At 41.3% G+C, this 12,959-nt stretch carries 13 protein-coding genes; all 13 read left to right on the top strand.

Features of this window, described 5'->3' with window-relative positions:
• Nucleotides 1–422: 422 nt before the first annotated feature.
• The 13 genes from AN944_RS13095 (at nt 423) to pseI (ending at nt 12,861) form a co-directional block, all read left to right on the top strand.
• A complete protein-coding gene (locus AN944_RS13095; protein ID WP_055025078.1) occupies nt 423–2,501 on the top strand; it encodes a protein-disulfide reductase DsbD in 2,079 nt (692 codons plus the stop codon).
• A 175-nt stretch (nt 2,502–2,676) separates the two neighbouring features.
• On the top strand, nt 2,677–3,198 hold the full coding sequence (locus tag AN944_RS13090) for a protein disulfide oxidoreductase (RefSeq protein WP_055025077.1): 522 nt from the start codon (nt 2,677–2,679) through the stop codon (nt 3,196–3,198).
• A gap of 195 nt (nt 3,199–3,393) precedes the next feature.
• Entirely contained in the window at nt 3,394–3,900 is a 507-nt protein-coding gene (locus AN944_RS13085) for a prepilin-type N-terminal cleavage/methylation domain-containing protein (protein ID WP_055025076.1), read from the top strand.
• A gap of 273 nt (nt 3,901–4,173) precedes the next feature.
• Nucleotides 4,174–4,953, top strand: a complete 780-nt coding sequence (locus AN944_RS13080) for a class I SAM-dependent methyltransferase (RefSeq protein ID WP_055025075.1) — start codon at nt 4,174–4,176, stop codon at nt 4,951–4,953.
• 540 nt (nt 4,954–5,493) lie between these two features.
• Entirely contained in the window at nt 5,494–6,486 is a 993-nt protein-coding gene (gene pseB / locus AN944_RS13075; RefSeq protein WP_055025074.1) for a UDP-N-acetylglucosamine 4,6-dehydratase (inverting), read from the top strand.
• A gap of 2 nt (nt 6,487–6,488) precedes the next feature.
• Nucleotides 6,489–7,637, top strand: coding sequence for a UDP-4-amino-4,6-dideoxy-N-acetyl-beta-L-altrosamine transaminase (pseC, locus tag AN944_RS13070; protein WP_055025073.1), 1,149 nt, complete (start codon nt 6,489–6,491; stop codon nt 7,635–7,637).
• The gene (pseF, locus tag AN944_RS13065) at nt 7,634–8,320 is read left to right on the top strand and encodes a pseudaminic acid cytidylyltransferase (RefSeq protein ID WP_055025072.1); all 687 of its coding nucleotides are present in this window, start codon (nt 7,634–7,636) and stop codon (nt 8,318–8,320) included. The genes pseC and pseF overlap by 4 nt, the downstream gene beginning before the upstream one ends.
• Nucleotides 8,317–9,387, top strand: coding sequence for a UDP-2,4-diacetamido-2,4,6-trideoxy-beta-L-altropyranose hydrolase (pseG, locus tag AN944_RS13060; protein ID WP_055025071.1), 1,071 nt, complete (start codon nt 8,317–8,319; stop codon nt 9,385–9,387). The genes pseF and pseG overlap by 4 nt, the downstream gene beginning before the upstream one ends.
• A 26-nt stretch (nt 9,388–9,413) precedes the next feature.
• Nucleotides 9,414–10,061, top strand: a complete 648-nt coding sequence (locus AN944_RS13055) for a NeuD/PglB/VioB family sugar acetyltransferase (RefSeq protein ID WP_055025070.1) — start codon at nt 9,414–9,416, stop codon at nt 10,059–10,061.
• Between the two features lie 15 nt (nt 10,062–10,076).
• The gene (locus AN944_RS13050; RefSeq protein ID WP_055025069.1) at nt 10,077–10,661 is read left to right on the top strand and encodes a hypothetical protein; all 585 of its coding nucleotides are present in this window, start codon (nt 10,077–10,079) and stop codon (nt 10,659–10,661) included.
• On the top strand, nt 10,661–11,584 hold the full coding sequence (locus AN944_RS13045; protein WP_055025068.1) for a ketoacyl-ACP synthase III: 924 nt from the start codon (nt 10,661–10,663) through the stop codon (nt 11,582–11,584). Before AN944_RS13050 ends, AN944_RS13045 begins: the two co-directional genes overlap by 1 nt.
• Nucleotides 11,585–11,597: 13 nt before the next feature.
• Complete coding sequence (locus AN944_RS13040; RefSeq protein WP_055025067.1) at nt 11,598–11,831, top strand: acyl carrier protein; 234 nt, start codon at nt 11,598–11,600, stop codon at nt 11,829–11,831.
• Nucleotides 11,824–12,861, top strand: coding sequence for a pseudaminic acid synthase (gene pseI / locus AN944_RS13035; protein ID WP_055025066.1), 1,038 nt, complete (start codon nt 11,824–11,826; stop codon nt 12,859–12,861). The genes AN944_RS13040 and pseI overlap by 8 nt, the downstream gene beginning before the upstream one ends.
• Nucleotides 12,862–12,959 lie beyond the last annotated feature (98 nt).

Genomic DNA, 12,959 nt, shown 5'->3' with positions numbered 1-12,959 from the left:
CTTATTATTGTTGTCTCATTTTATTGATAAATGAGTGAGTCTTGCCTTTCCTTGGTGTCTCAACTTCAGAGCAGTTGTGCCTTTAGGGCCACAATATCGAAATACAACAAAAACACCTGATTCGATTAAAGCAATCATTCAAACGTATGTCTATATTTAACCTGTTTCAGTTTATGTCAGAAATAAAGCGCTAGATGAGAGTGGGTAAAATGGGTGTGTTGTCATGAAAATCAATAAATAAAGTACCGCTTCACAGATTTACACTTTATCCACTAATTTAGTGACATTAGATGAACTATTTTGTCATTATTTCGGTCTATTAAGCTGCCATCGTCTATGTCCTTGGTAACGCATTTTTTTATTGTCATTTTACAACCGTATTTATTGCTCGAGCAGAATGAGGGCAATATAAGGAAAGTTTGTTGAATATTGTCAAAACGATCATTTTTTCTACTTTGATGTTGATGCTGGCAAGCATCACTCCATTGGCCAATGCTGCTACGACAGGTTGGCTAGTCAATGATAATCATCCGCCAGTAAAAGTTCGCTTTATGCTGACCGGAGAGCTTGATGAAAAAACCAATACGGTTCCTGCCATTTTAGATGTGCAATTAGATGATGATTGGAAGATGTACTGGCGTACGCCGGGTGAGGGCGGCATTGCCCCGAAAATAGATTGGAGTGAGTCATCTAATCTTGGAGACGTGAATTGGCAATGGCCGACGCCTCAGCAATACACCATCATGGGTTATAAAACCCAGGGTTATCAAGGTGAGGTGGTATTCCCTATTGCGCTGAAGGTCGAAGATATTAATGCGCCAACGTCACTGATGGGCAAATTTACCTTATCATCTTGCACGACTGTCTGTGTTCTGACGGATTATCAGCTCGAATTGGATTTAACCGCGAATCAACTTCAAGCAGACACTGAAGCGATGTTTGAGTTCAATAAAGCCATTTCGGCAGTGCCACAATTAGTGGATATTGATACGGCTAATGATCAAGTTAATGTTGGGTGGGACAAAGCGCAAAACCTACTCCAAGTGACGTTATTAGATGACAGTTGGCGTCAGCCACAGGTCATTGTTGATGGCGATAAAGAAACCAATTTCAATCCTATTAGCGTAAGTCGACAAACACGTGATGATGGTTCGAAAGTATGGACGGCTTTTTTTGAGATATCGACTTGGAACGAAGACGCCCAATTGGATACGAAGCAACTGAATATTACGGTAAGTGATAATCAGCGAGCATATGAATACGCAGCGAATGTTCGGTTAGCCTCAATTGATATGTCAGATAATTCATTACTGACAATGCTATTTTTTGCATTACTAGGCGGGTTGATTCTTAATGTGATGCCTTGTGTATTGCCTGTATTAGGGATGAAGTTAAGTTCTGTTATTGCTGCGCCTGACTTGCAGAAAAATCAAATAAGAACCCAATTTATCGCTTCTGCATTTGGCATTATTGTGTCGTTTTGGCTGTTGGCTGCCTTTGTGATTATGCTGAAGGTTACGGGACAAGCTGTGGGATGGGGCGTGCAATTCCAAAACCCTTGGTTTATTGGGTTTATGGTGATTGTCACTTCTGTATTTTCGCTGAATATGCTTGGTGCATTCGAAATTAATCTTCCATCGAGTTTGCAGACTAAACTTGCTACCACGGGTGGCAATGATCATCGAGGTCATTTTTTACAAGGCATGTTTGCCACTTTACTCGCCACCCCCTGTAGTGCCCCGTTTTTAGGGACCGCAGTGGCTTTTGCCTTAGGGGCAGATGTGCTTAGCTTAGTGGTCATCTTTACTGCATTAGCAATAGGAATGGCACTACCCTGGCTATTAGTGGCTATGTTTCCGCAAATAGCCCGTTATTTCCCTAAACCAGGGCGCTGGATGAATATCGTTAAAGTGTTCTTCTCGGTGCTATTGTTGATGACAAGTTTATGGCTAATCAGCCTATTATCAAGCTTTATCAATGTTATAGCTCTATGGGTCATTGCGGCTGTGTTAGTGCTAGGTTTCTTTGGGCTTATGGCCAAGCAATATGGCGTTCCAGCTGTTATTGCAAGTTTTAGCATGGTGGTGATGTTTGCTGCTATTGGCGCATTTGCAACGTCTGACGACTGGTCAAATCCGCTGCCAACGGATCTCGCTTGGACGCCTCTTGAGCAAACAGATATTGCAAGTAGTGTGGCTCAAGGCAAAACGGTATTTGTGGATGTAACCGCTGATTGGTGTATTACCTGTAAAGCCAACAAGGTTGGGGTGATTTTACAAGACCCTGTTTATTCAACGCTAAAACAAGACCATATGGCGTTAGTGGAAGGTGATTGGACAACAGCATCGCAACCGATTACTGATTACTTACAAAGTCATGGCCGATTCGGGGTGCCGTTTAACGTGGTTTACGGCCCTAATGCACCAGATGGAATAAAGCTCCCGGTCATTTTAACGACAGAACAAGTGCTTGCTGCAATTGAGCAAGCATCAGCTCGATAAGTTTTTATCAACCAATGTGAATACAAATGTTGAGTCTGGCGGTCTAGTCAACGAGCAGTCGCAATACTGAGTAAAAACCTGAGTCTGAATATTAGAATTGAAATCAGTAGTAAAACCTGTATTGCGATAACCGAGCCTTCTTAGACACGATAAGACATTGGAACACCAGATAACGATGAAAGAGCCCAACCAGAAAACATGGGGTAAGAAACTACTCAGTGGTTTGAAACAATTATCAATTATGTTGGTATTGTTTATTTTGGTATCGACAGTGGTTGATCTTTGGCGAGGAAAAGATTTACCAACAGAGTCATTACCAACGATGACTGCAGTCGACTTAAATGGTGACCTTGTTGATGTGTTGGCCATGAGCCATGACGATGCTGTGTTAGTCTACTTTTGGGGAACCTGGTGTCCTGTATGTCAATTTGTGACTCCAGCAGTAGATATACTCAGTGCACACTATTCAGTGGTCTCGGTCGCAATGAGCTCAGGCAGTGACGAAAAAATGAAACACTTTTTGTCTGACAAAGGGTATACATTAAGTACGATAAATGATCGACAAGGTTTCTTATCTCGTAAGTGGTCTGTGCAAGTGACGCCAACTGTCATGGTATTTAAAAACGGTGAATTGCAATATTACACCACCGGCTTTACCAGTTTACCCGGGATGTGGTGGCGATTACTCACAGCCTAGCTTATTACTGAAATAAATGTCGCCCAACTAAAAAAACAACACCAGCATAGTGTTGGTTTTTTATTATGTGGTTATTGATATAGGTCATTGGTTTTCTTAGCTTGAATAAGGCATTAGGTAGGGTTATAACTGATATTAGAATGATTTTTTATTGAACAAATCTGACCTTGCTTTTTATAACCGCTTAGGTGAACTATGAAAAAATTTAACCTGATTGAGTCAAATAATGCGGGATTTACATTGATTGAAATGGTCGTGGTTATCATTATTTTAGCCGTGCTTGCAATCATTGCTGCCCCCAAGTTTTTAAACCTGAAAACCGATGCATCCATTGCAAGTCTCGATAGCTTAGAGGCCGCCATAAAGTCCGCTAATTCAATTGTTTACTCTAAGCTGGCAATTGAAGGTAAAGAAAAACTTTCTTCATCCTCTATTGAACTTAACGGAGAAACTATCACCACAAGCTTTGGTTTTATTTCGCCTACTGCTGACAATATTGAAAATGCGATAGAGGGAAGTTTTGAGCAAGTAAATAACCTTAATGCTGAGATCACTGCTGATTGGGGCACCTTTGAAATTGCAGGGATCTTGGTGTTGTTATTTCCAAAAGGCTATACCTTCACTGATACTTGCTACTTTTTTTACTTAGCATTTCCTGGCGCTACCGAACCGAGTTTTTTTGCAAACCAAACCGGTTGCTAAGAGTGGTTTTTACAACGTTATTCTTTGTACTCTACGATGCGCAATAGTGGCTAGTGTCTCTCGTAAGTCGGTTAAATATAGACATAATTGGCAACATATTAGTGTGCGCATATAACGGCAGTGACGTATAGTCACTATGACATACAATTACAGCATAAAATTACGGCATACAATTACGGCATACAATTACGGCATACAATAACTAAGATAATTGTTTAACCTAAGCGAGTTTGACTAGCGACTCATTACATTGAGCGGAAAAGGAAGATTGACATGTTAAGGATTGATAAGAGTAAGACTTGGATTGCTGCAGTGATAGCAGGAACCTCTTTGTTGTGTAGTTTTTCATCTTTTTCTGCTCTTACGCCATTTCAACAAGATGTCATTGAAGTGATGAAAATGGAGCATCGTACAGATGCCGATAAGCAAAGGGATGATAATCGTGCCCCTTATTATGCGTTGGAATTTTTTGGCTTAACAAAAGAGATGAAGGTTATTGAATTCGCTCCTGGTGATGGTTGGTATAGCAAAATACTGGCCCCGCTGTTAAAAGCTCAAGGTGAATTGCACTTAGCCTATAAAGCAGAATGGTTAGAAGGTTTGAATGATCTGTTAGCAAAAGATGCGATGAGTAAAGCGCAAAAGCTACCTATAGCATTGGACTGGAACCCAAAAGCAAGAAGTTACACATTAGGTAATATTGATTTTGGTATGACAGATGCAGATATGATGCTCAGTATTCGCGAGTACCATAACTTCAATGTAGAAGATAAAACTAAACTGAATAAAGCCACATTTGATGCGTTAAAACCGGGAGGGATTTATGTGATTGTTGATCATACTCGACGCCACATGATGCCTGAAACTGATGAAATGCGTCGCCGTGAAGATCCTGTCGATGTGATTTTAGAAGTGCAAGCCGCAGGATTTGTGTTAGAGAAATCATCGAATATGTTTTACCGCCCTGATGATGAATTACGTTACGAGGTTGGGCGTAAAACCGTGACTGGCAATACGGACAGATTCACTTTGGTATTTAGAAAACCAAAGTAAAGAATATCAATTGAGCTCATTGAGTGAATAAAACGGCATATGGTTTCCCTATGTCGTTTTTTATGGCTGAAATAAGGCTAAATGCCAAGCTTTCGGTGATGCTGCTCAACTATATTATTGTTAGAGATTGAATGAATGAAATTTTCTATGCTAGAAATATTAGTCAGTTGCTGTGTGCAGAGTATTCAATTTCGTTAGTCAACATTTTGACAAAGGTGGCGACATGCGAAAATGTGAGCTTCAAATATCACCTTTTTAGACTCGGGTGATAAAAAAATGCCTAAGTCGATAGTTAGTTGAGCTTATAGAGTGATAGACTCAAGCTAGCGGTAGGTTTAGTTAAGTAATTAAAAGTAATGCATATTATTGTTGGTTAATTACTCAAAAAATACAGGCTTAGAAATACGCGGCTAGAAATTTTCCCAGAGTGCGTTAAGTAAGCTTATTGTGGTGTGATTTTTGCTTTTAATCATATATTGCATAAGTTTAATGGGTTTTCAGCCTACCGCATGGACATAATTACAATGATTTGGAGAGTGCATGTTTGATAATCAATCTATTCTGATAACAGGCGGTACTGGTTCGTTTGGACAGAAATATACAAAGACTATTTTAGCGCGCTATAAGCCAAAAAGGTTGATTATCCTATCAAGGGATGAACTAAAGCAGTACGAAATGCAGCAAGTCTATAATGATCCTTGCATGCGCTACTTTTTAGGTGATGTCCGTGATGCAGATAGAATGATGCAAGCATTCAAAGATGTAGATTATGTCATTCACGCAGCGGCAATTAAGCAAGTTCCGGCTGCTGAATACAATCCGATGGAATGCATCAAAACCAATATTCATGGTGCAGAAAATGTCATTAAGGCAGCGATTGCTAATAATGTAAAACGAGTCATCGCATTATCAACCGATAAAGCGGCTAACCCAATCAATTTATATGGCGCAACTAAGCTGGCTTCAGACAAGTTATTTGTTGCTGGTAACAACATTGTTGGTGATGGCAGAACACGCTTTTCAGCAGTGCGTTATGGCAATGTCGTCGGCTCTCGTGGTTCGGTTGTTCCTTTCTTCAAATCGCTTATTGCCAACGGCGCTGATTCTTTACCTATTACTCACCCTGATATGACACGGTTTTGGATCACACTTCAAGATGGTGTTGATTTTGTGCTGAAAAACTTCTCACGAATGCAAGGTGGTGAGATATTCATCCCTAAAATTCCTTCTGTACGAATTACTGATTTAGCTGAAGCATGTGGACCAGGTCTTAAGCAAGACATTGTGGGGATTAGACCCGGTGAAAAAATGCATGAAGTGATGTGCCCAGGAGATGATTCTCACCATACTTTAGAGTTTGATGATCACTTTGTGATTACCCCGAGTATTACTTTTTTTGGCAGAGATAACGATTACTCAACCAATAAACTCGGTGAGAAAGGGCAGTTAGTAGAACTCGGGTTTGAGTATGATTCCGGTAAGAACCCTGATTTTTTATCGATTGAACAAATTAAAAATCTGGATGAGGCGTAATAATGATTCCATATGGGCGCCAATCCATTTCTGATGCAGATATCGACGCAGTTGTTTCGGTACTCCATTCGGATTTTTTGACCCAAGGCCCGCAAGTGCCGTTATTTGAACAAAATATTGCTGACATCACTAAGTCATCATTTGCGGTCGCAGCCAACAGTGCAACCTCTTTATTACATGCCGCCTGTATTGCATTAGGTGTGACCGAGAAAGCGTTAGTTTGGACAAGCCCTATCTCTTTTGTTGCATCTTCAAATTGCGCCCTATATTGCAGGGCTGAAATAGATTTTGTTGATATCGAGCCACAAACTGCAAACATGTGTCCGATTGCATTAGCCGAAAAATTAGCCATTGCGGCGAAAAAAGGGGCTTTGCCTAAAGTCATTATTGCAGTTCATATGGCAGGCCATAGTTGCGATATGTTGCAGATTTCGGCACTCGCGCGACAGTATGGGGTTAAAGTTATCGAAGATGCTGCCCATGCTATTGGTGGCCATTATCTAAACTCGCCTATTGGTAGTTGCCAATATAGTGATATTACCGTTTTTAGTTTCCATCCAGTCAAAATTATCACCACAGCTGAAGGTGGCGTTGCGACAACGAATGATCCTTTATTGGCCAATTCAATGGCGCTAACGTGTAGTCATGGTATTACCAAAAAACAAACCGAATTGCTCAACCCTGATGAAGGAGGTTGGTTTTACGAACAACACGCTTTAGGGTTTAACTATCGCATGACGGATTTGCAAGCGGCTCTTGGTAATAGTCAGCTTAATGTTTTGAGTACGTTTATAAGTAAGCGAAATGCGCTTGCTTTGGAGTACCAGCAACAGTTTAACGATACTCAAATTAAAGTCGTTACGCCTTTAGAAGACACCTTAAGTGCTTATCACTTGTTGCTTGTTAGGCTGCCAAAAGGCTGCAACAGAAAACAAATTTTTGAAAAGATGCGTGAAGCAGGCATTGGTGTGCATGTTCATTATATCCCGATTCACCTGCAGCCATACTATCAAGAGCTTGGCTTTAAGAAAGGTGATTTTCCGCAAGCTGAAGCTTACTATCAATCTTGCCTCACTTTACCTTTGTTTCCTGATTTAACCTCCGAGGAATTAGCATTCATTTGTGGCACTCTAAAGGAGTTAATCAAGTGAGAATTGCAATTATTCCTGCTCGTGGTGGCAGTAAACGTATTCCAAAGAAAAATATCCGCTCTTTTTGTGGTAAGCCAATCATTGCAAGATCGATTGAAGCGGCGATTGAATCTGAATTATTCGATCACGTTATTGTGTCTACTGATTGTCAGGAAATCGCAAAAATTGCCAAAGATTACGGCGCTGAAGTTCCCTTTGTTAGACCCGCTGAATTATCAAATGATGTGGCGACAACGCGTGTTGTGGTAAATCACACCATTAATTGGGTCAACGATAACTTAGGTGATGTTGAGCATGCTTGCTGCTTGTATGCAACAGCACCGTTTGTAACAGCCAAAGCGATAAAGCAAAGTTTTGCTCAACTTATTGAAGTGGGGACAGACTTTTGCTTTACCGTGACAAGTTTTGCCTCACCTATCCAGCGTGCATTATTTATGAATGACGCTGGCCATGTTGAAATGTTTACCCCGCATCAATTACAAACTCGCTCTCAAGATCTCGTCGAGGCCTATCACGATGCTGGACAGTTTTATTGGGGTAAAGCTGAAGCTTTTTTACGAGGAGATATAATGTACTCCAACCATGCTACGCCTTTTATTGTGCCGAGATATCAAGTGCAAGATATTGATACTGAAGAAGATTGGGTGTTTGCTGAACGTATATTTCTAGCGGGAAGAATGTGAAAAAAGTCGTAATCCGTGCAGATAGTGGCCGCCATATCGGTAGCGGTCATATCATGCGTTGTTTGACTATCGCAAAGTTACTCAAAAAACTGGGTGCAGAAGTGACATTTTGTTGTCGTAATCATATTGGTCATCAATCTGACGTTTTGAGAGCGTTTCCGCTTGTCATGCTGCCAGAGCCTGAAGAATATACCCAGGAACATGGTGATTACCCTCATAGCCATTGGTTGGGATGCACAGAAGAAAAAGATGCTGAGCAGACGATACGTGAGTTAACACAAGCTGGTATAAAGCCTGATTGGGTCATCGTTGACCATTTCTCTTTAGGTGCAATCTGGGAGCAAAAGTTAACATCAGAAACCCACGCTCATGCTTTGGTCATTGATGGACTCAGAGACAGGCCACATGAATGTCAGCTTCTTATTGATCCAACACTAAATAAACGTTCTGCTACACCTGGAGAAGGTCAGGTACTTTTTGGCCCTTGGCACATTCCCCTTCGTGAGGAATTTACTGAGATTAATCCGAAACGAAGAACTGAACTTAACAAAGTGTTTGTGTGTTTTGGTGGCGTTGATAAAGATGACATCACGGGACAAGTTTGTGATGTGTTAACCCAGCCGTCATTTCGAAACAAGTTAGAAAAAGTCGATGTTGTGGTTGGATCGTCATACCCTCACATTGAGCGACTTAGTGCGTTATGTCAGCAATATTCAGGCTATTTGAATCTTGAAGTTCAATCGACACGAATATCAAAACTGATGGCAGATGCTGATTTAGCCATTGGTGCTGGTGGCGGGATTTCTTGGGAACGTTGCGCCGCAGCATTGCCAGCGCTTTGTTGGACGATTGCAGATAATCAGACCGTACCTAATGAACAACTAGCCAGCTTAAATGCCATTATTCACCTCGGAAAAGTGAGTGAAAATTTAACGCACGAACTTGAGTCAAAGATGGCTTTATTATTCGCACAACCTGAAATGTTGTCAGCGATGTCTGCGAGTGCAAAAAAGGTCATGTTAGGGTGGGATAAGAAAAATACTTGGATGACACAGATACTCAACTAAGTGATTAAAATTAGGAATAAAACTGTATGGGTAAAAAGCGAATCGTTATCATTGGTGGCGCCGGAAATGGTGCAGTATTAGCGCAAATTATACTGGATATGCAGCGCGCTGGTGATGATATTGAGCTAGCCGGATTTCTTAATGATCATCACAGTACTGATGAATTACTGTTTCATTGGCCAGTGCTAGGGAAACCTTCACAGTGGCGTGACTTAGACCAAGATGTACTCTTTGTATTTGCTTTGTTAAGTGTTGGGAAAATGCGAGAAAGGACTGATTTATTAAAGTCGCTGGGCATTCCGTCTAAGCGGATGGCGACCTTAATTCACCCGAGTGCAATGATAGGTTTTGATTCGCAAATTGGCGCTGGTAGTGTGATTTGCTCGAATGTATCCATTCAACCTCAGGTTAAAATCGGCAGCAATGTGCTTGTTCGAGCTGGAGCGAATGTGGGGCATGATGTACAAATCTCCGATTATGTCGATATTGGTCCTAATGTGTGTTTGTGTGGATATGCCTGCGTGCAAGAAGGGGTACATGTTGCTGCCAATGCCGTAGTACGTGATGGTTTAAACCTTGGAGCTTTTTCTGTTATTGGAGCGGGCTCTGCGCTGTTAAAAGATGCTGGCGAAGGCACTACATGGCTTGGGAATCCAGCCCGTCGAGTCAGCTAGATAAGAGGTGGTTATATGTTTGAATTTAAAGGTAACCGAAACTACTTACACGGGACTGATTTTTATCGGTTTACGCTTGATTATGTCGCTCAACACATGCCTGAAAACACAAGGTTGAGCCAACTGAGTTTTAGAAAGCTTGCACGGTTTCAATGTGAGTTAACAACCCAAAGACCTGAAGCAGGCACGGTAGTGGCAACAGGTAAATTTAGCCTGAGTGATGGTGACACAGTTCCATTATGGTGGGTTGAGGGAAATACTCTTGTTGAAGGCCGTTATGAATTTGATGAAGATGAGTTAGTTGCTAATGCGGAACTAACAATATCACCAGCAACAATAAAGATGCACAAACCGGTTGACGATTACACCTGTATTGAAGTGCTTGTTGCGTTGACCAAAAAAATGCATAACCAAATTGCTCCTCTTAGCAAAGGGAAATGGTTGTTCGGCCAGTTAAACCTGACACAAAATTTACCAACAGAATATCAAAGCGCAGAAATAAAGCTTCAATCCATGCTACATGGCAAATTTTCAGTGTCTGAAGTGTGGCTAGACGGAGTAAAGCTAGGTCAAATTAGATTTATCGTGGAGGGACAATAATGGAAATCGGTATTCAAGCTATTGCAAGCTATATCCCTACCTCCTCAATTGATAATGTAGAGCAAGGTAGTCACTTTGGCGAAACTGCTGAATTTGTTGAGTCTAAATTAGGCCCCGTTAAGTTGCCTCGTAAGGCCGAAGATCAAGAATGTTCTGATTTATGTGTAGCAGCCATTGAACAGCTCGTTAAGCAACAGCCGAGTTTTGATAAAGAAAAAATCGATGCTCTGATTGTCGTGACTCAAAATGGTGATGGTGAAAAACTGCCTCATACCGCAGCAATAGTGCAACAAAAAGCGGGACTACCAAAAACGATTGCCGCTTTTGATGTATCACTTGGCTGTTCAGGCTATGTGTATGGCCTTTATATTATTAAAGGGTTGTTGCAAGCTTCTGGAATGAAACAAGCTTTGTTGATAACAGCAGATCCTTATTCGAAGGTTATTGATACTTCTGACAGAGTCACTTCCATGTTATTTGGCGATGCTGCTACTGTGAGCTGGATTTCGCAAAATCCTGTATTCAAATTGGGCCCTGTTCTGTTCGGCACGGACGGAGAGGGGGCAGAAAGCCTACAAGTTCAAGAAGGCATTTTGTCGATGAATGGGCGACAAGTATTCAACTTTGCTTCTATGAATGTCCCTAAGCATATCAAAGAGTTGTTGGGCGTTTGCGAATTAACAGAGGCTGAAGTGGATGCTTTTTTAATTCACCAAGGTAGTGCCGCGATTGTGGATACCATTGCACGGCGTTTTACGGACAAAAAGCGCTTTATTAAAGACTTGAAGGACACGGGTAATACGGTTTCTTCTTCCATTCCTCTTTTGATAGAAAAACATGCAATGAATAGTGAATGGAATAACATTGTACTAAGTGGATTTGGTGTAGGCTTCTCGTGGGCCAGTGCATTAATGTATAGATAATTAGGAGGCCAACATGGTCAATTTAGACGTAATAAAAAAAGCCTTAGAAGAGTCAGGTGCAGCAGTTGATACCGAAGGTCTAGTGCTTGATAAAACCTTTGAAGAAGCAGGGTTTGATAGCCTAGATATGTTTAATTTATTTGTCGAACTTGAGCAGCTTACAGGTCATCAAGTTCCTGATGAGCTGATTGACGAGTTAACTTCCCCAGCCGCTTTAATCGCTTATTTTAGTAAATTAAATGACTGATTGGTTACCTAAAAGAGCCTTAGTGATTGCCGAATTGTCAGCCAATCACAATGGTAGCTTACAACGAGCTTGCGACACGGTAAGGGCGATGGCTGATTCTGGAGCGGATATTGTTAAAGTTCAAACATACCGTCCAGAATCGTTATGTCTAGATGTCGATAATGACTATTTTGGCAAACGGAAAGCAGGTTTGTGGAAAGGACGTACCTTGTGGAGTCTTTATCAAGAAGCCGCATTGCCCTACGAATGGCATCAGCCTTTACAAGCCCTTGCCAACGAATTGGGTATGGCGTTTTTCTCAAGTCCGTTTGATCTTGAGGGGGTGGATTTCCTTGAAACACTTAATGTTCCTTACTATAAAATTGCTTCTTTCGAAATTAACCACATTCCGCTCATTGATAAAGCCGCACGTACAGGCAAACCTCTGATTATTTCCACAGGCGTAGCGGATGATAAGGACATTGAGTTAGCGCTTAAGACTTGTTTCGAAGCAGGCAATACTAATGTTGCTTTACTTAAATGTACCTCTCAATATCCTGCAAGCTTAAACGATGCCAATCTTCATATGATCACCGATATGCAGAAAAAGTTTAACGTGCCGATTGGGTTATCCGATCACACCATGGGCTCATTAGTGCCGATGACAGCTGTGAGCCTGGGAGCCAGAATCATTGAAAAACACTTCACATTAGACAGACATGATGGCGGCCCAGATTCTGCTTTTTCAATGGAGCCTGATGAGTTTCGTGACATGGTAAATCAGATAAGAAATGTCGAATCATGTTTAGGTAAAGTCAATTACAGTGTGTCTGAACAAGATAAACTTCGCCGCCGCTCAATTTTTTATTGCCGCGACCGCTCTGCCGGTGAACTGATAGGTGAAGAGGATATTAAAGTATTGCGTAATGGCAGTGGTTTACATCCAAAGCATATGAAGTCTTTAATTGGGGCAACATTGACTCGCAGCGTCAATGTTGGTGAGCCAGTATTGGCTGAAGATCTTGATAAAAAAGATTTTCTACAACAATAGTGAAACTGGTCATAACGCAATGGAGTCGTTGTGTGGGCTACTCGCTAAAATGTATTTACATATTTCCTGATTTATTGTTTTTGTTAACTTTAACAGGA

Origin of the sequence: Shewanella sp. P1-14-1 (genome assembly GCF_001401775.1) — a bacterium.
GTDB lineage: Bacteria > Pseudomonadota > Gammaproteobacteria > Enterobacterales > Shewanellaceae > Shewanella > Shewanella japonica.
Note: the sequence above shows the minus strand (reverse complement) of the source record. Positions and strands in the feature narration are given on the sequence as shown.